Genomic DNA, 20,511 nt, shown 5'->3' on the forward strand with positions numbered 1-20,511 from the left:
TTCACTTTAGGATGATGAAGGAATTGTAGTAGATTTACATGGGAATAAAGTGCATTGGTATGAAATCGAGGCCATTACATATCAAAATTTTCAAGGGTCAAAATCTACTTTAATCTCGACCCACTATACTCACCATGAAAATATACGCATCCGCTATAAAAGATGGCTACCAACTATTGCACATTCAATTTACTGGTTTTCTATTGAGAAACCAAAAGATTATCATAAAAATTTAATGATAGCTTGGGAAGAAAAGCGAACGAATAAAAACAAACGCCTCCTTTAATTATTATTTAGGGGCGTTCGTTCATTCAAAAATTAAAGAATATGTAGTTTATATTCTCTGTATAATTTCCTCAATCGACTTATATGAGCTTGATGATACCGATTATGATCTGCTATATGCCATATTCCCCATCTTATTGTCGCAGTTTCGCCTTTTTCATACAAAACTTCCCGCGTTAAATCAGTTTCTGTTAGTTTCATACATTCTTCATAAAACAATTTTTGCACTGCTTCATAATCTTGCATTAACTCTTGCAATATGTTTTTTCTTAAACTTGGTAATTCTCCTACTTCATTTAACATAGGACCATATTTATTTTCAAATGCTGGCGGAACATCTTCTCCCTTGAAACGATACACCCAATGTAAATCAACAACTGCTAAATGCTGAAGTAACTGCCCAATACTATTTTCATTATTTTCAGACCCTTTATAGGATAGTTCGTTCTCTTCAGTACCTTCGACTAACCTTTGCAATCTATTAAACGTATCAGCAACCGTCGCATACAAAATCGCTACTTGAGGGTCCATTTTTCTTTCTAAATGGAGATCTTTCATACAAAACTTCCTCTCTTAAAAGAACAACACCATATGTTCATCATCACTATACACACCATTCATTTTTATAGCCCTTTTTTCAATTCCGTATGTTTTAAATCCCATTGATTCATATAATCGTTTGGCTGGTTCGTTCGTTGACACAACCCCTAAATTCAATTGCTCTAGCTTCATCTCTTTTGCCCTTTCAATTGCTTTACGTATTAAATCACGTGCAAGACCACTTCTTCGATTTTCAGTATCTACATACATTGCAACGATATGTCCTTTATGCTTATATGCGTCTTTTTCTTCTGTTAATAAAGTAACAACCCCAACTAAACGATTTTCATTATTAAAAGCACCAAATGTAAAACTACTGTTGGATGAAAGATTACTAGCAACTCGTTCAAGAGGGTTTTCTTGACGTACTGCTTCTTCATAAGTCGTTATAAATGCTTCTGGATTTACTTGTAGTGCTTGTAAACGCAACTCCCAATATTTTTTTGCATCCGCTTTTGTAAGTAATCGAATCATTTTATTTTCCCCTTTTTAATTTACATAATATTTTTATAGGTTATTAATTTTTGATTCATACTCTTCTTTTAATATACTGTAACGATAGCGATGAATGAACTTTCCCTGTCTCAATCGATCATTTCTCATTAACCCTTCGCATACAAATCCGGCACTTTCATAACTCTTTTTAGCTTTTGTATTATCTTCATCTACACGTAACCAAATTTTCTCCAATTCAAACTGAGAAAAACCTATTTGTAACATGCTGTTTAGAGCTGCCATTCCAAATCCTTTACCCCAATAGTCTTTATTTCCAATCGCAATTCCTAGTTCAGCATTTTTATTTGTTTTATCAAAATTTTTAAGGTCTACCCATCCAATATGTATACCTGTCTCAGTAACGATTGCCCTTTGTTCATAACCATTTTTTCGGCTTATACAAGCTTCAATCCAGTTTCTCGTATCTCCACGAGTGAACGGAGGATATTGATCTGGTAAAACTAAATGCTTTGTTACATCTCTATCTAATGACCATTGATAGCGATCTTCTACATCATCTAGTGTCAATTCTCTTAATTGAACATATGGTACATTCATTTTTTTCTCCTCTCTTTATTTACCAATAGAAAATCCTTCGAACACTCTTCCACCATACTGTTCTAACGTCTTTTCTATAAAATGAATTAATTCATTTTTCCCTCCCGTTTTATAAAAATGATCAAAAGCGGCTACAAATTTGTTTGCATATTGCTCATCATATCTTTTTAGCACTCTAATAAACCATTTTGAACTCCCAAGCCACTTACCATTTACTCTTAATACATATTCATGTACTAAATCGGCTAATAAATTAGCGATAAACAATTCTTCTTCTCTTTTTGTTGCACCAATAAAGTCATCTAAAGTATCCGTAATAAAATATCGCTTCTGCTTAATCGTTTCTTCGGTCCATTTAGCTGGTCCTTTATGTAGTAAATCATTCGCTTCTTTTTTTAATTTCTCAACAATTTCCTGTTCCCCTTTTAAGGCAATCCCTTCTGAAACTAATTGTGGTAACGACGGCCTCCCTCGATCACAATCCATTTTGAAAAAGGTTTTATATGTTTCGAAATTATGAACAAACACCTCAACAGGCCATCCATTACTATAGAAAGATTCTCTATAGCAAGAAGTTAAACTTTGATCGACTATTACAATGTCAAGGTCAGATGTTTTCGTCGCTTCTCCTCGTGCAACGCTTCCGCCGAGTAAAGCTACATCACAATTCGGAAATTGTAATGTAATTATGTTTTGTGCTGCTTCAATTGGTTTCATAACCGATCCTCTTTTCTTATTTCACTTTCTTTTTTTCAGCTCTTTCTCTCGCTTTTTTTATATAGCTTTCTGCATCTGGTGTTTTACATGATGTTGCACCATGATCAACCTCTATTTTTCCAATTTCACTTGCAATTTCAATCGCTTGTCGCTCTAAGTCTTCATTACGAATTCCTATTGCGATTAAAGCACTATTCATCGCTTCTTTTTTTCTATTTTTTTCATTATGTATATTTTCTTTAATCTCTTCTAAGTACGGAGAGAAGAAATCATCATGTAACGTTTTATTTTTAATCGCTATATTTGCTAATAAAGACCAGCCAGCTCTTCCAATCCATTCATCATTAGACTTTATCCACTCTTCCATTCTTTCTATTGCAATTGGCGAAGTACATATAGATGTCATCAGAACATCCATTAAACAGTAATAATCAACATCCTGAATCCAACTATTAAGCTGTTCTGTCGTTATTTTTTTCGGGTCTAAAATATAAGTTGCTAATGTCATTGCGTCCATATTTTTCGTTTCCCACAATTCAACTGCTAAATCGTGATCTTTTTTTATCTTCTTTTTTAACAATTTTAAATTCGCAAAACTAACTCCAAATAACGGCTCTTTCGCTCCGTGGTTTTTATACGTTTTTCGATTTTGTTCTGTTCCATATTCCTCTAGTTGCTGCATTACTTCCTCAAGTAACATATACCCACCTCTTTATCTTTTATGTTAACTGTATATATGTATGTACGATATATTCTACATTACTTTTTGTTTTTCCTATATTTATTTTTAAAATACGGTATGTGAAATTTCTAAACATTGCACAGCTATACCATCAAAAAACTGTACATGTTAAACATACAGTTTTTTGATGGTATCAATTTTGCGTAGAATAAGATATAAACTACGAAAGAACTTTTAATAAGATGTGTATTTCCAACATGTTTAGAAAACGCTTCAAAATGGTTTACTATCATACTTTTATACCTCCTTCATAAATTATGTTTACTACATTTGTTCTTAGCCAAAATACTTTCTACATTTTAATAACTCTCTCAATAAAAATTTCTTATATAAAAATCCCTACAAACACTGTAGGGATTTATGTCTAAATCATTTTGTTACACTCTATTTCATATGAAAATAGTTTTCTTATTCAGATGCATTCATAAGCACAATTCTCCAACCGTCTGGATCCTCTATTGTGGTTCCTTTCTCTATCCAATACGGGTTTTCAGGTTCTACCTCATGATAGCCCATATTACTTAATCGATTCACTATCTTTTCAATTTCATCTTTAATAGGCATATAAAAAACTAGTAAATTATCTTTTGTCGGTGCCGGACATGGACTTCCATTAACATGTGTAGTAAACTCCAAATGATACTCTTCATCTGGTAAGCCAAACATAACCCCATCATATCCTTCATGATTGTGAAATTCCCCTATACGTTTTAAACCTAATCCTGTTTCATAAAAACTTATCACTTCTTCAAATTTATCTGTTGGTCTTGCAATTCTAAATTGAACCCAATTCTTCATGCAAATCTCCTCCTTTTCATTTTCCAAAGCTTTATAGTAATTAGTATAGGTTACATATATTCCCTTTAACATCCCTCATTAGTGTGAACTTCCTAAGTTGAAAGACCTATTAGTTAATAAACAATAGGACTTTAGTATAAAATTCATATAAAATTAGTTATATAAATATAGAGATGAATTACAAGCTATTACGTATGAAATAGTTCTCCTTGCAGGGCCTTTATATACCGATCAGCAGATCTTTGTACAGCTTTATTCGCATCTTCCACCACACCATGAAATGCATTATATAGTCGACTAAATTGGATATCTTTTACCTTCTCTGCCATATCTCTAACTTTATTCGCTGGTAATGGAATGAGATTGGGATAACTATACATAAAACTTACCCATTTTCGATCCGAAACTACTTGTATAATATCACCTGATAACAAAATACCTTTCCCTTCATTACCGTCTTTCCAATGTATAACAGTTCCACCCTTAAAATGGCCTCCTAAGCGATGCAATGTAAGTTCTTCCGATAATATCAGATGCTCCCCAGACCAAAATTTAATTTGCTTACTCAGACGAACCACCCACTCTTTATCATCTTCATGAATATAAATAGGTACATTGAATGTTTCCGCCCATTTAACTTGTGTAGAGTAATAATGTGGATGAGAAAGTGCTATTGCTTGAATACCACCTAAATCATATATACGTTGTATCGTTTTATCATCTAAATAACTAATGCAATCCCACATAACATTTAGAGTTTTACTTTGTATTAAAAATGCTGTTTGTCCAATCGCAAATTTAGGTTTAGTAGTAATGCTATACAAACCGCTTTCTTCTTTTATTATTTCGTTTTTGTATAAATTGCTATTTTGCATCGTTTCTAATGTTGTCCATGACTGCCCAATTGGATTAACATATTGTCTTTCCTCATTACAAATTTTACAGCGAGAAGGTGCTTCTTCATTTTCGGGATACTGTACTCCACATGTAGTGCAAATATAATTATCCATATTCCCACTCCTTTTTTCATGTAATTGTTTCTTTACCAATATTTTAATAAAAAACAAAAATATTCGAATCAATAATTGGAACGAAAACGAAGTGATACGAAAGTATGATTTGGTGATTGAAAGTTTAAATAATAAAGTTTAAATTCATCCTATTTTTCAAAACTGCAATTGATATAAAATCTTGCATACTTTTGAGTAAACTTTTTTACACTTGTAAAAAAGTTTTTTTGCATTTCCCTACCTATAATTGCTAATATAGTAGAGTAGAACTTTTATAGAGAGAAGGAAAATTATGCACAATGGAATTCGAATGACAACTTTAGTAAAAAGGGCTATGTTAGTTTGTGCGGGGGTATTATTCACATACGAAGTAGCTTTTGGATCAGTACATACTGCTCTAGCTAGTACAGAGGATGAAGCAAAATCTGTTCAACTTGTAAGTGAGATTCAAACATCTCTTGCTCCGAAAGAAGCTCCAAAACATTATAACGGGCAAGTTAGAAAAGTCGCTTATTTAACATTTGATGACGGTCCTGGAAAATACACAGCTGAGCTTTTAGATATGTTAAAGAAAGAAAATGCAAAAGCAACATTCTTCCTAATTGGTTCAAACGTAAAAGCTTTCCCTGATCTTGTAAAACGCGAAGATGCTGAAGGTCACTACGTTGGGATGCACAGTATGACTCATAACTACAAGAAACTTTACACTGAAGGTCATTACGTAGATGAAATGAAGGAAGACCAAGGCTTAATCGCTGGTGTTTTAGGTAAATCACCAGTATTAACTCGTCCATCTTACGGCTCTATGCCAGGATTAAACGAAGCTCTTCGCAACAAAGTTGTAGAAAATGGCTTAAAAGTTTGGGATTGGACAATTGATTCTTTAGACTGGAAATATAACAAAATGCAAGTTGATGCTGCATCTGCTAAAATTGTAGAAAACGTGTTACATGGTGCTACAAATCCAACAGAAGTTATCCTTATGCATGATATTCATCCACAATCAGTAAAAGCAGTTCCTGGAATTATTAAAGGACTGAAAGAAAAAGGATATGAATTAGAAGCATATAATGAGAACGAACACTTCCCATTAAACTTCTGGCATGATAATCGTATGTAATGAAAAGACTTGATTTCCTTTAGCTGGGAATCAAGTCTTTTTATCATTTTGGGAATTACTCCTCGTATATTCGACTCAAACTCCCCCTTCTCTAATATCAATAAAAATTCAAAATCACATGTTATACTATAATTTAGTTTAAATAAGTAGGTGCCATATGATCGTATATACAGTACAAACTGAAGAAGCATGGAAACAATTTAAGAAACTTGGTTATTTAGAAGGTAATAAAGAATTCATCGATCCAGACGATGTATATTCATATGACTGGATGGTGCGCGTCGCTAAAACAAGATTGCCTCATTACGAAGGTAACTATCCTATTTGGGTCTGGGAAGCAAATAATTACCCAAATCGAAATCATAAAGCTTGGGGTAGAACAAATTCAAAAATGGTAATTTTAACACTAGATGTACCGAAAGAATGGGTACTATGGAGCTATTTTGACTATTGGTGCTGTGCTATGACTGATGGATCAACATATTTACATACAAAAAATAAGTGTACTTTAGATGAATGGTATACATATATGGATAAAGAATACGGGATAACATTTGATTTCGACTATTTATTATCTCATCCTGATTGGTGTCTAGGTAAAGAGGATTCGTTAGAAAAACAAGGTGTTATCGGCAAAATACCCCTTTCCTTCGTGAAAAAAGTAAGACGTTTTCGTGCTAAGACAGATAAGTCTATTAGTAAAATCCGAAGTGATAACTGGGATAATAGAAAAGAAAACCGCATTAAAAAGATGAATCGAAAATTAAGAAAGCGAAACGATAAACAAAAAAGAATACAAAAGCGACTTATACGAAATTAAAACATATATCAAAATACAGTAAGAAATTATGGATTGAATATACAAATTCAATCCTATTTTTTATATTATCAACACTTTAGCACATATTACTCTTAAGGAGTGATATGTATATGGATTTTCTTTCAGCCGAATATTTGTCCGCCCTACTTGCCATCATTGTAATTGATTTAGTGTTAGCCGGTGATAATGCCATTGTAATTGGATTAGCAGCAAGAAGATTACCGAAAGATCAGCAAAAGAAAGTTATTATATGGGGAACTATCGGGGCAATCGCGATTAGAGCCCTCGCTACCTTAGTTGTTGTTTGGTTGTTAAAAATACCAGGGCTACTTCTAATTGGTGGTGTACTCCTTATATGGATTGCTTATAAATTAATTGCTGAAGGCAAAGATCATGATATTAAGGCCGAAGAAGGATTTTGGTCTGCTATTAAAACCATTATTATTGCTGATGCGTTAATGGGCATCGATAATGTACTCGCTGTTGCAGGAGCTGCCCATGGTAACTTTTCTTTAGTAATCATCGGATTATTAGTGTCTATTCCAGTAGTCGTATGGGGCAGTACATTGATTTTAAAATGGGTAGATCGTTTTCCTGTCATCATTACGATTGGAGCAGCCGTTTTAGCTTATACTGCCGCGAAAATGATTGTAGATGAGAAATGGTTCGCTGGATTTTTCGAAAGTAACCCTTTGGTTAAATGGGCATTTATCATTATTATCATCATCGGCGTAGTTTTCTTCGGAAAGACTAAACAAAAAGCAACAGCTGGTTCTGTCTCATAATGATGGTATATTTACAAATAAAAGGCGCTATTCATATGAATGGCGCCTTTTATTATTTATTTAGCTTCCCCTTCCGGAGTCGTTTTTACCTTCGTTTTGTTTTTATCGCGGTTGTTATAGTTATACTTCGAACGATCTACTGGAGTGAATCCTTCCGGTGTGTAGAATCGTAATAAGTCACCATTCACGACTTGGTCAGAGTATTTTAGTGAGTTTTGAACCATTTGTTCATTTTTCTTTATTTCATCTGTAAATTCTACAGGTTTTCCAGTAGTTGTATCATAGTATTTGCCGTTTAGTGCAGTAACTGTTGGGCTTACGTAGCTACCGTTACGGAACGCAACGACTTGTTTATGATCTGGTGATAATAAATCAGAACCGAATTGAACATAATTCTTTGTATCTGTACCTAGTAAGTGTAATAGCGTTGGAAGAACGTCAATTTCACCACCGTATTGATGTTGTACGCCACCTTTCACTCCTGGTACACGAACGATTAATGGTACACGTTGTAACTGTGCATTTTCAAATGAGTTCATTTCTTTACCCATTACTTTTGACATTGCTGCGTTATGATTATCTGAAATACCGTAATGGTCTCCGTACATAACAATAATTGAATTATCATATAAACCAGATTGTTTCAAGTAATCGATGAAGCCTTTTACAGATTCATCTAAATAGCGTGCTGTTTGGAAGTACGTATCTACTGATGAATCACCTGTTGTTGCTGGTTCAATCGTTGCTTCTGCCTTATCGATTGGATAAGGGAAATGGTTCGATAACGTAATAAACTTCGTATAGAACGGTTGTTTCAACGTTTGTAATAACGGAATAGATTCATTAAAGAACGGTTTATCTTTTAACCCGTAGTTTACTACGTCTTTTTCATTCATATCGTAGTATGACGCATCAAAGAATTTATTAAAACCAAATGATTTATAAATATCGTCACGGTTCCAAAATGTTTTGTAGTTACCGTGGAATACTGCTGATGTGTATCCTTGTTGTCCTAAAATAGCTGGTGCTGATTGATACGTATTATGAGATTTCGTTGTAAAGACAGAGCCTTGCGGTAAACCAAACATTGAATTCTCTAACATAAACTCCGCATCAGATGTTTTCCCTTGTCCTGTTTGATGGAAGAAGTTATCAAAATAAAGTGTATTCGCATCTTTTGTAAATGAGTTTAAGAACGGTGTAACTTCTTGACCATTTAATTTGTAATCAATTAAGAAGTTTTGGAATGACTCTAAATGAATGTAAATTACGTTCATTCCCTTTCCTTTACCGAAATACTCAGGATTTGGACTTGCATAAGTTGATGTTAAATAATTTCGTACTTCTGTCATATTATCGCCATCAGCTAATGCTCGTTCTGTCGATGCTTTCGCACTTTGAATTCCATCATAAATTGTGTAGTTGTATGCACCTAAATATTTCACAATATAATTACGGTCAAACGTTCTTGTTAATAATTCAGGACGGTCAGACTCTGCAAGACCTAAGTTAACACTGAATAATAAAATACCTGCTACAAATACTAGAGATAATTTATGCTTCGCAACACGAATTGGTTTTGGATTTGCAAATTTTGTTGCGACTAACACAATTAATATAATCGTGTCTAAGAAGTATAATGGATCATAAAGATGTAGCAACGCAAGAATACTACCACCTAAATCTCCAAAGTTATTCGTTTGTGTTAATGTCGGGAACGTAATAAAGTCACTGAAAAAGCGATAGTATACTACGTTTGCGTATAAAAGAATCGACAATAACAAATTAATGATAATTAACCAAATATAAGATCGTTTCCCTTTTGCAAATAATGCAAGTCCTAAAAATAGAACTGCTGAACTAAGCGGGTTAAAAAACAGCAAGAATTTTTGAATTGTGTTTGAAATTCCTAAATTGAATTCCGTTACATAAGCTGCATATGTTTTGAGCCACAATAAAATAACGGCAAACAGAAAGAATCCAAAATGATTGCTTAACACACTTTTGCTCTTTAATAAGAACTGTTTCATTTCTCCACCTCTTTTGATCATCCAAGGCTTATTTTTTTATAAGTCTGTCTCTCTATTCAAATTTTCTTCTTCAAATAGATTATCTTTATTTAACTATATGAAGAATATTAGTAATTATAATTTGAAGCTAGTATTTATTCAACTATTTCTTTCTAGACATTTTGACCTTGGTTTCTATTTAACAAAATAAATTTGTAACATTTCCTGTTTTCTCCCAAGATTCATCCACTAATTATGACACCCCATACTATATACCTTTATAAACTCATTCGCAAACTATTCTATCTCCAAATTTGGTACATATTTCACATGACAAAATAATACGATTTGATTATATTACTCCACTTACATTTCCCTTCTTCAACTAACTCTTTAAATCTTAAAGTCATTACATCCCTTCATACATGAAAAAATTCTCCTGTTCATTAATATTATATTTGAATAATTATTCATTTGACCGACCAGCGATGTTACGTTTTCTCGACAAAAAAACTCGCTCTAAAAAGAGCGAGTTTTTTCATTATATATTATTGACCTTTGTACATTGCATCTACTTGTTTTTGAAGTTCCTCATTTTCTAAGAACTCATCATAAGTAGCCTCTTTATCGATTACACCGTTTGGTGTTACTTCGATAATGCGGTTTGCAATTGTTTGCACGAACTGATGGTCATGAGATGTGAATAAGATTGTACCTTTGAATGCAATTAAACCGTTGTTTAATGCTGTGATTGACTCAAGGTCTAAGTGGTTCGTTGGATCGTCAAGTGTGATTACGTTCGCACCACTTAACATCATTTTAGATAACATACAACGAACTTTTTCGCCTCCAGATAATACAGAAACGTTCTTTTTAACTTCTTCACCTGAGAATAACATACGGCCTAAGAAACCACGTAAGAAGCTTTCAGACTCATCTTGTGGAGAAAATTGACGTAACCATTCAACTAAGTTGTAATCACTATTCTCAAAGTACTTAGAGTTATCTCTTGGGAAGTAAGACTGAGAGGTTGTAACACCCCATTTGAATGAACCACTATCAGGCTCCATTTCACCCATAAGAATTTTAAATAATGTTGTCATCGCAATATCGTTACGGCCGATAAATGCAACTTTATCACCTTTATTTAAAGTGAAGTACACATTATCTAACACTTTTTCACCATCAATTGTTTTAGAAAGACCTTCAACAGTTAATAAGTCATTTCCTACTTCACGCTCAGGTGTGAAGCCAACGAATGGGTAACGACGTGATGACGGTCTAATATCATCTAATGTAATTTTGTCTAATAATTTTTTACGAGAAGTTGCTTGTTTCGCTTTAGAAGCGTTTGAACTAAAGCGTGCAATGAAGTTTTGTAACTCTTTTACTTTCTCTTCTTTTTTCTTATTAGCATCTTGTGTTAATTTTAAAGCTAATTGGCTTGACTCATACCAGAAGTCATAGTTACCAACATAAAGTTGAATTTTACCGAAATCAAGGTCAGCCATGTGCGTACATACTTTATTTAAGAAGTGACGGTCATGGGATACTACGATAACTGTGTTTTCAAAGTTCATTAAGAAGTTTTCTAACCATTGGATCGCTTTTAAGTCCAAGTGGTTGGTAGGCTCATCTAATAATAGAATGTCAGGTTGACCGAATAAAGCTTGAGCAAGTAATACTTTTACTTTCTCTGCACCAGTTAATTCTGACAATTTCTTATCATGAAGATCTTCACCAATACCTAAACCTTTAAGAAGGATTGCAGCTTCTGACTCAGCTTCCCAACCGTTAAGCTCAGCGAACTCACCTTCAAGTTCAGCAGCACGCATACCATCTTCATCACTAAAGTCTTCTTTCATGTAAATAGCATTTTTCTCTTGCATTACTTTGTAAAGTTGCGTGTGACCCATAATTACTGTTTCTAATACTGGGAACTCTTCATATTCGAAGTGGTTCTGTTTTAATACTGCTAGACGCTCACCTGGCGTAATATGTATGTCACCTGTTGATGGTTCAATTTCTCCAGATAAAATCTTTAGAAATGTAGATTTACCAGCACCGTTTGCTCCGATTAAACCGTAGCAGTTACCTGGCGTGAATTTTATGTTAACATCTTCAAATAATTTGCGATCCGCGAAACGCAAACTAACGTTACTTACTGTAATCATTTGTGTCCTCCTACTAATACCGCTTATTTCAGCGTTTTCTCACCGATTGTCTTAAAAAATCGCATATTACGACTCAATTATTGTAGACTATAGCTATTATATAGTAGAAGCTGGATGAATAGCAACGGTTGATTGCTATTCCTTTCTTTCCAAACTCGAATAAAACCTTTGTTTTTAATTAGATTAAAGTTACATACACGTTTTAAAGAGGATTCATTTTGAAAAAACATTTATAATTGGAGCATTATGTTTATCAATTGAAATAACACAATAATTTGTATGCATTTCGCATTATAAATAGCAAACTAAAACGCTCAGAAAATATTCTGAGCGTTTTCATTTCCTTCTCCAACTAAAGCACCAGGTAGTGTAAAAAGCTATTTCACCATTTGTATTGTTAACTTATCTTTTAACATTGACCTATATGAGTCAATTTCATATTTTGTATTATTGATTTTTTCTTTTTTCATTTTTAACATATCGAATATTTCTAACTCTAAATTCCTTCTAGCTTCAAGAACTTTTATCGCTCCTTCTACCCCTGAATGGTTATGTTCTTTCCCATAGCCTTGGTTCGTGTAATAGTCGACAATTCCTGTGGACCATTCTGGATTTCTTTCTTTTAATGCCTTCCTAAATGAAAATTCAAGATCATCTTGTTCTACATAAAATAACATTGGATTTAAATTCTCTATGATTTTTGCAACTTTCATTACATAATTTATTATTTTTTCTTTTTGTTCACCGTATTTAATCATCCCAATTGTTAATGGATTTTGTATGAAACAACATTCAAAAATATAAACCTTATTATCTTCTAGAGCAATTTCAGCAAAGTCATTCCATTTGTCAGCAATTAATTCAACATTTTTATCGAATGGCAATTCATATATATCGTTTTTAAAAATATCATTACATAATTCGTCCGAAAACTGGTCACCAAACTCATTTTTTATCTTTCTGTATGGTAATAAATAATTGCTTCCTTTTTTTAAAACTCTTTTAAGAAGCACTTCTTTAAAATCTCCACTGTTAGATACTAATCTATCGAATTCAAATTTATTAAAATAAGATACACCATCATAGTCGGCGGGGTGATTCAAATTCCCCTCTAAAAATAGTTCAACTTCAATTTTATTTTGGCTTAGAATTTCATTTATTAGCTTTGCAGTGGTCGATTTTCCAAATCCAGGTAAACCTTCTACTATTATTAGTTTTGTATTCATATTTATAAATCCCTTCCTTCAAAGTATTTAACCAAGATTTAAAAAATTACTTACTCCACTGCAATCACTCCTTCAAAATACGATATTCAACATTTCCTTTGAAAAATCCTTCTTAAAGTAACCTGACCGTTAGTTTAAGAACATTTTTTTCACAATCTCTATCATTATTTTAACATAAATTTCCATTTACCTTTAAAAAAAGATAGTCCACCATTATTTGAGTGAACTATCTAAAGTAAATTATATCTTTTAAATCAAATACTTTGTCAGTAATCCCCAATCGTTGCGCTGGTGTTTTTACTGTTTTCTTTTTCTCTTCCTTTGCAATTTAACTAGATAAAAGTACTTAAACAATGCAATAACAATTAAAAAAGGGATGCTAAATCATATGTGATTTACATCCCTAATTTGTGTGTTATTTTATATGTTCTCTCCCATAACTGAAACAGTTACTTTTAAAAGGGGATTCTTTTATTTTCTTTCACTTAATTTCTTTGCATAATTCTTCATTTTACTCGTTAAACCTATTAAAGCAGGTAACAATATTGGCATCACAATGATAGCTAATAGTAACAACGCAACGCCAACTACGGATGCTACTTGTATAAGCGTTAATACACCTGAAGGGATTAATGCAGCAAATGTACCACCTAAAATAAGTGCCGCTGATAATACGACTCCTCCGATATGACGAGAAGCAGTTACAATTTTCGTCGCTGGGTCCCCTTCTAACTCATTGTATCTCATCATTACAAAAATACTATAATCCACTCCTAAAGCGACAATCATTATGAAACTAAAGAATGGAACATTCCAGCTTAATGAATCTACATGTAAAATATGCGTACTAATTTGTTCACTTATCCCTAATGATGCAAAGTAAGCTAATAGTAACGATCCAATAATAAAGATGGTGTTTAATAATGAACGTGTAATCACAATTAATACAATCGCGATTCCAATTAACATAATTGTAGCTGTACGTAAGAAATCTTGCCCAGTTACTTCTTTTAAATCAACGTTTCTAGCTGTCGTTCCTCCGATTGCTGTTTTCGCATGATTTAATTCCGACCCCTTCAAAGTACCATCTATTGTGTTATTGATTTCTTGAATAATTGGCATCGCTTCTTTTGAATACGGATTTACGTCTAAAATGATTGTCATTTTAGCAGTCTTTCTATCATGTGACATGTACGTATTCAAAGCTTTTTGGAAATCTTCTCCCTCCAAAACTTCTTTTGGAATATAGAATTTCTCAGAGCTTTTTGATTCGTTCAGTTCTCCTAAATATTTCTGAGCATCCCCTAGGCCATTACTTACCTTTTCAAGGCCTTCTGTACTTTTAGTTAGTCCGGATTGTAATTGACCCATCTGTTCTTGCAAGTCTTTCAGTCCGGTTAATAGCTGACCTTGCCCATCGTTTATTTTCGTTAATCCGGTTTGTAACTCAGATGACTTGTTCGCAATTTGTTTTGAACCTGAAGCACCTTCATTTAATCCATTTTTAAGATCAGCTGCTCCTTTTTGTAACTTAGTAACTCCATTGTTCATTTCTTTTAAGCCATTATCCACTTTCAATAACGATTGATTCGCTTCTTTAAATGATCCCATCGCCGCATTATGCTGCGCTTTCAATTTATTTAATTCATTTGAAAGCCCACCTAATTGCTTTTGAGCCTCTTTAGCAATTCCTATCGTCTGCAGAATGTTAGGATCATTTGCTAATTCTGGTTTCGTTTGAATGAAATTGGTCATTAACATTTCAATTTGTTCATAACCTTTCTTCGCACCGTCAATCGCTTGAGAAATACTTCCGAAGTATTGATCGTAAGAACTTAAACCTTTTTCTAACTGTGTATAGCCAGCATGAAGTTGTGAAGTTGCTTGAGATAATACACTTATATTTTCATTTACTGAAGTTAACCCACTCTCAATTTGCCGCGCACCTTGTGCTCCGTCATTTATGCCATTGGATAGTTGATTTAAAGCTGTTCCTAATGCTGATACACCACTTTTCGCTTCATTTGTTCCATCAATTAACTTTTGAACGTTCGCAAGACTATTTGAGTCCTTATTACCCATCTTATCTTTCGCAGTAGTTAATCCATCATTAATTTCCTTTATACCACCATTGGCATCTCCTAAACCTGTATTTAGTTCACCCGCTTGTTTATTTATATATAGTTCTTTAATCCTATCACCAGTTGGACGTGTCGGTGAATATACTTCTGAAACACCTTTTACTTTCAAAATCTTATCAGTTAGTTCATCTAAAGTTTGAAGCGAACTCGCCTCATCTAACTTGTTATTCGATTGAATGACTAACGTACTTGGTGAAGAAAAACCAGGTGGAAAATGTTCTTCTATTACGTTAATCCCCATTTTCGACTCATATTTATTGTCTACTTCAAATAAATCGTTGTAATTAAGTGTATTAGAATACTTTAATATGAAAGGAATTGATATCACGAATACAATAATTAAAGCTACAAATGGTCTCACTACTGAGTTTTTCGCAAAGAATCCCCATAGACGACTGTCTTCATGACCTTTAAATGTTTTAACGGGATAAAACATCCCTTTTCCTAAAAGCACCATAAAAAACGGATTTAACGTAGTTAATACTAGTAATAAAACTGCGACACCAATTGCTACCGCTGAAGTAGATTGATATAGTTTAAAACTCGCTAAAGCAAGAGATGCAAAACCAATTAGTACTGCTATCCCGCTATATAAAACGGTTTTCCCTGCCGATTTAAATGTTTCTTTCGTAGCCAAAAATGCGTTTTCTTGTTTACTTAATTCTTCTTTAAATCTCGTAAATAATAAAATGTTATAGTCTGTTCCAACCCCAAACAGGACAACAACGACAAACACTTGTGTAAAGTTAGAAAATGGAAAATTAAATTGATCTACTAAATGAGCAATAATCCCCATTGAAACTAAATATGATACCCCAACAGTAAGAAGAGAAACAATTGGAACAATAGGTGAACGGAATACAATGATTAATATTACAAGAATGAAAATGATTGAAATAACTTCAGTCTTTTTCACTCCCTCTTGAGAAGATGTAAGGAAATCTCCTGCTATTAAATCACTTCCTGTTAAGTACGTTGTTACCCCTTTCGTTTTCACTTTATTATGAAGGTTATTTGTAACTTTCGATATTTCACCATGTTTTTTATCTATCGATATTTGCGTTAAAATAGTCGTATTATCTTTAGAAACTAATTGTTTCTCTAATTCTTTATTATCTAAATGTGAAACAACTTCTTTAATTCCTAATTGTTCTTTTTCATTTTGCAAAGCGTTGATTGTTTTTATTATTTCCTCTTTTTGCTCAGTCGTTAAAGCTGTTTTACTGTCACTATTAAAAACAACTATAATGTCATACTTTTCTGTCCCGTCTTTATCCATTTCTTTTATCATTTTGTCAGCAATACTACTTTGTTCTGTATTAGGAATCGTAATGTGCCCTTTTTCTTTCACTAATTTATCCATATTAGGCATCGTTACGATCATTGTAATGGTAATAACTATCCATAATAGAAAAGATAAACTTCTCCAATTTTTCAGCTTGCTCATTTGCATCATCTCCCGCGATTAAAATTTACGTTAGTTACGGAATGAATATTCATTCCTATTATTCTATTACATTATTTTGTAAACTCTATTAAACTAGTCTTTCCGGAATGAATATTCATTCCTTTAGTTGCACAAATACCCTCTCCTACTCTCATTTTTTAATTCTATTTAGGAATGAATATTCATTCCTGTCCTTATAAAGCTATAGAATCAAATGATTCTAATAGCGTTCCAAGAGCTTTCTTCCAATTCTTTTACTAACTCTTTCGAGTATTCTAATTGCCCTGTTGCAATTACTTTCGTTAATTTTTCTAACGGTTGATATACAATAATAATTAAAGCAACTGGAGGCAATGGACGAAGCAAACCTTTTGCGATTCCATCTTCAATAATATTCATAAAGAAGCCTATAAAATCGTCAAATATTTTCTTACTCTGCTCATCAAGAAAATAACTATCACAGTGAGAATTTGTAAATAAAAAAGCATCCACATTGTTTCTCGCAAATTCAAATAAACGGTTATACGTATGACTAAACTGTTCACGAATATTTGCTTCAACAGGAAAATCCGTTTTTATCATTTCAGAAAGCTGTAACATACTTTTTGAAAATAATGAGTTAACAAGCGCCTCTTTATTTTCAAAATAGCGATAAATAGTACCCGCACCGACATTTGCTTTTTCAGCGATCATTGGAATTGTCGTACCATCGTAACCACGCTCTGCAAAAAGTTGCATCGCAGCATCAAAAATATCCTCTTGTTTGTTTTTAGCCATTTTTTCCACCTCTATTTTCAGGAATGAAAATTCATTCCGTTTTTAATTATAAATTACAGGGAATAAAAGTCAAGTGCGTGACAACGTATAGTTGCGATTCTATTCTCTTGTATGTGAATAAAATTATATCAGCGATTTTCAGGATATATCAACTTACCGACAAAAATTAATACAATGAGATGGAGCTATCCCAAAATTTTGTTCGAAACAACTCCATCTTATATGCAAATTAAAAGAAATCATAAATAAACGGCTTGCGCACTGGTACTACATTCTCAAATGCCCGTATTTCCTCTTCGCTTCCGCTAATTAATTCTAATTCATTTAGTTCTAATGGGCGTTTGTATCCAAGCAGTATTGTAGATAGTGCATTTATATCTAGCTTGATCCCTTTATCCATTGGTTCTTCTATAATTGCTATTTCATAATTTGCAAGTCTCACCGATACATTATTCCACGGTGCAAATGAATCTGTAATATGTAAAATGACTTCTTGTTGTACATTGTTCCAGTTTAACTCATACTGTTTTAAGAACTGCTCTACATCTACAATTCTTCCCATAAAATATGGTTTTATTTCTGTTTTCACACGTGGTTCTTGCAATGTATATAACAACTGTTCGTTTTCACTTACTGTCATTTCAAGCTCTTTAATCATAGAATCATGCTGGCAAATAAAATTCCATAGACCATTTCGTGCTTCATTATGCAGTGGAACAAATTCATCTACTGTCATTTTATAGTTTTCTATTTTATATAACATATAGCCGGCTGCACTTTTATTTTCATCGTAATAAATTGCTAATGTTAAATCCTCATAAACAGCTTGTAACCACCATTTTTCATTGCGAACTAGCATACCAGAAAAATGTTCTGCAAATGTTTCATAAAGCTTCTCGACCTCTTCTGGGTGATTTTCTTTATTGAAACGTTTCACAGTACCATTCACTTGTTTTTTCATAACTAAATCACTCTTTGTCAAATGACATACGAGAAGATTCGCACAAAGTTCCCAGCCGTATTTACGGTAAAATGTAACAGCAAATGGGTGTAACATAGAGACTGTAAAGCCATCTTTTTTCATTGTTTGAAGTGAATGTTGAAGTAGCTCTTTTACATACCCACTTCTTCTGTACTCTGGATACGTCGCTACTCCTGCAACGCCACCCATTTTAAATTTTTCTTTACCTATGTAAATATGAAACGGGATGAGGTGTAGTTTTGCAGCTAAGTCCTCACCTTCCATAATACCGTATACTTCATGACTTTCCTTCATCTTTGTAAGTTGCTGCTGTAATCGTTCCTCATCTACTTTATATTGAAAAGCGTATTCTGATAAACGTAATGCTTCTCTGAACTTATCTTCTTTTAATTGTATGACATTCATATAATTCTCCTCCATTCCCTGTTTGAATTGTATCATAATTCTTACTATTATAGTTCGGTAAGTGAAACTACAAGGACGTTTTAACAAAAAAAGCAGATACATCACGTATCTGCTTTCCATCCTTTTTATTTAGCTAATTTTTGAAGTTCGTCAAAGAATGTAGGATATGATACACCTACTGCTTCTGCATCTTCAATAATTGTTTTTCCTTCTGCCAGGCAACCAGCAATTGCAAGCATCATTCCGATACGGTGATCACCATAACTATTTACTGTATTGCCTTTTAGAGCTGATTTTCCGTAAATGATCATACCGTCATCAGTTGCTTCTATGCGAGCTCCTAGTTTCGTTAATTCAGCAACGACTGTATCAATACGGTTTGTTTCTTTTACTTTTAATTCGTGTGCATCTTTAATTACTGTAATTCCTTCTGCTTGCGTTGCCGCTAATGCGATTACAGGAATCTCATCGATTAATCTAGGGATAATATCTCCGCCAATTTCAATTCCTTTTAATGAAGATGTTTCGATTGTAATATTTGCAGCTGGTTCCGATGCCCCTTCGTTAATTGGCTCTACAGTGAACGTAGCACCCATTTTTTCTAAAACATCAATAATACCGGTACGGGTTGGATTCATCCCTACATTTTGTAATACTAGTTTACTATTTGGGATGATTGCACCTGCTACTAAGAAAAATGCTGCTGATGATACGTCACCTGGCACTTGAATGTCTGTTGCTGTTAATTTTTGTCCACCTGACAGCTTCACTGTTTTCCCTTCGCGAGTTACTTTAACACCAAATGCTTCAAGCATTCTTTCCGTATGGTCGCGGGAAATATGTGGTTCTGTAACAGCTGTTACACCTTCTGCACGAAGACCTGCAAGTAAAATAGCTGACTTTACTTGTGCACTTGCAACAGGAGAAATATATTCAATTGCTTTTAAATCTCCACCACGTATTGTTAACGGTGTAAATGTTCCTTCTTCTCGGCCGTCTATGTTTGCGCCCATTTGTTTTAATGGGTTTGTTACACGCTTCATCGGTCTTTTTGCGATAGATTCATCACCTTGTACGCAAGAGAAAAATGGTGTGTTAGCTAGTATACCTGACATTAATCGGATTGTTGTACCAGAATTACCAACATCTAATACAGCTTTCGGTTCTTGTAAACCTTCTAATCCTTTACCAACTACAGTAACCTCATCACCGTTTTGCGTAATTTCTACTCCCATTTCTTTAAAACATGAAATCGTACTTAAACAGTCTGCACCGGGCAAGAAACCTTTAATTGTTGTTTTCCCTTCTGCAATAGAACCGAACATAACAGCACGGTGTGAAATGGATTTATCACCTGGGATTGTAATATTGCCATTCAATCCGTTATTAACAGGTTGTATTGTTCTTTCTTTCACGTTTT

At 33.5% G+C, this 20,511-nt stretch carries 16 protein-coding genes and 1 pseudogene; 3 read left to right on the forward strand and 14 right to left on the reverse strand.

Annotation, left to right across the window (positions count from 1 at the left end):
* Window positions 1-318 precede the first annotated feature (318 nt).
* The 7 genes and pseudogenes from GD442_RS13740 to GD442_RS13770 form a co-directional block, all read right to left on the reverse strand.
* Window positions 319-843: a DinB family protein gene (locus tag GD442_RS13740; RefSeq protein WP_000653844.1), complete on the reverse strand. Its 525-nt coding sequence runs from the start codon at window positions 841-843 to the stop codon at window positions 319-321.
* Between the two features lie 15 nt (window positions 844-858).
* The gene (locus GD442_RS13745; RefSeq protein ID WP_000620314.1) at window positions 859-1,359 is read right to left on the reverse strand and encodes a GNAT family N-acetyltransferase; all 501 of its coding nucleotides are present in this window, start codon (window positions 1,357-1,359) and stop codon (window positions 859-861) included.
* Between the two features lie 33 nt (window positions 1,360-1,392).
* The gene (locus tag GD442_RS13750; RefSeq protein WP_001102490.1) at window positions 1,393-1,938 is read right to left on the reverse strand and encodes a GNAT family N-acetyltransferase; all 546 of its coding nucleotides are present in this window, start codon (window positions 1,936-1,938) and stop codon (window positions 1,393-1,395) included.
* Window positions 1,895-2,655, reverse strand: a pseudogene (locus tag GD442_RS13755) (nucleotidyltransferase domain-containing protein). The gene GD442_RS13750 and the pseudogene GD442_RS13755 overlap by 44 nt, the downstream one beginning before the upstream one ends.
* Window positions 2,656-2,671: 16 nt before the next feature.
* Window positions 2,672-3,355, reverse strand: a complete 684-nt coding sequence (locus GD442_RS13760; protein ID WP_000923448.1) for a DNA alkylation repair protein — start codon at window positions 3,353-3,355, stop codon at window positions 2,672-2,674.
* A gap of 450 nt (window positions 3,356-3,805) precedes the next feature.
* Entirely contained in the window at window positions 3,806-4,195 is a 390-nt protein-coding gene (locus GD442_RS13765; protein ID WP_000800667.1) for a VOC family protein, read from the reverse strand.
* A gap of 188 nt (window positions 4,196-4,383) precedes the next feature.
* Window positions 4,384-5,205: an MBL fold metallo-hydrolase gene (locus GD442_RS13770; RefSeq protein ID WP_000371020.1), complete on the reverse strand. Its 822-nt coding sequence runs from the start codon at window positions 5,203-5,205 to the stop codon at window positions 4,384-4,386.
* A gap of 292 nt (window positions 5,206-5,497) precedes the next feature.
* On the opposite strand from GD442_RS13770, the gene GD442_RS13775 reads away from it, so the two are divergent.
* The 3 genes from GD442_RS13775 to GD442_RS13785 all read left to right on the forward strand — a co-directional run bounded on the left by GD442_RS13775 (window position 5,498) and on the right by GD442_RS13785 (window position 7,930).
* Window positions 5,498-6,325: a peptidoglycan-N-acetylglucosamine deacetylase gene (locus GD442_RS13775; protein ID WP_000551452.1), complete on the forward strand. Its 828-nt coding sequence runs from the start codon at window positions 5,498-5,500 to the stop codon at window positions 6,323-6,325.
* 157 nt (window positions 6,326-6,482) lie between these two features.
* Window positions 6,483-7,145 (forward strand): DUF3841 domain-containing protein, encoded by a 663-nt coding sequence (locus GD442_RS13780; protein ID WP_000637706.1) that lies wholly within the window; start codon window positions 6,483-6,485, stop codon window positions 7,143-7,145.
* A 110-nt stretch (window positions 7,146-7,255) separates the two neighbouring features.
* On the forward strand, window positions 7,256-7,930 hold the full coding sequence (locus GD442_RS13785; RefSeq protein WP_000346933.1) for a TerC family protein: 675 nt from the start codon (window positions 7,256-7,258) through the stop codon (window positions 7,928-7,930).
* Between the two features lie 56 nt (window positions 7,931-7,986).
* Here GD442_RS13785 and ltaS read toward each other — a convergent pair whose 3' ends face one another.
* The 7 genes from ltaS to aroA form a co-directional block, all read right to left on the reverse strand.
* Entirely contained in the window at window positions 7,987-9,960 is a 1,974-nt protein-coding gene (gene ltaS / locus GD442_RS13790) for a lipoteichoic acid synthase (protein ID WP_000808771.1), read from the reverse strand.
* A 527-nt stretch (window positions 9,961-10,487) separates the two neighbouring features.
* Window positions 10,488-12,113: an ABC-F family ATP-binding cassette domain-containing protein gene (locus GD442_RS13795; protein WP_000633864.1), complete on the reverse strand. Its 1,626-nt coding sequence runs from the start codon at window positions 12,111-12,113 to the stop codon at window positions 10,488-10,490.
* Window positions 12,114-12,490: 377 nt separating this feature from the next.
* Window positions 12,491-13,339 (reverse strand): P-loop NTPase family protein, encoded by an 849-nt coding sequence (locus tag GD442_RS13800; protein ID WP_001093200.1) that lies wholly within the window; start codon window positions 13,337-13,339, stop codon window positions 12,491-12,493.
* A 471-nt stretch (window positions 13,340-13,810) separates the two neighbouring features.
* A complete protein-coding gene (locus tag GD442_RS13805; protein ID WP_000040232.1) occupies window positions 13,811-16,927 on the reverse strand; it encodes an MMPL family transporter in 3,117 nt (1,038 codons plus the stop codon).
* Window positions 16,928-17,137: 210 nt separating this feature from the next.
* A complete protein-coding gene (locus tag GD442_RS13810; RefSeq protein ID WP_001107309.1) occupies window positions 17,138-17,704 on the reverse strand; it encodes a TetR/AcrR family transcriptional regulator in 567 nt (188 codons plus the stop codon).
* 229 nt (window positions 17,705-17,933) lie between these two features.
* Window positions 17,934-19,091: a GNAT family N-acetyltransferase gene (locus GD442_RS13815; RefSeq protein WP_001100928.1), complete on the reverse strand. Its 1,158-nt coding sequence runs from the start codon at window positions 19,089-19,091 to the stop codon at window positions 17,934-17,936.
* A gap of 125 nt (window positions 19,092-19,216) precedes the next feature.
* A complete protein-coding gene (aroA, locus tag GD442_RS13820) occupies window positions 19,217-20,506 on the reverse strand; it encodes a 3-phosphoshikimate 1-carboxyvinyltransferase (RefSeq protein ID WP_000664632.1) in 1,290 nt (429 codons plus the stop codon).
* Between the last annotated feature and the right edge of the window lie 5 nt (window positions 20,507-20,511).

Origin of the sequence: Bacillus sp. A260 (assembly GCF_009861435.1) — a bacterium.
GTDB lineage: Bacteria > Bacillota > Bacilli > Bacillales > Bacillaceae_G > Bacillus_A > Bacillus_A cereus.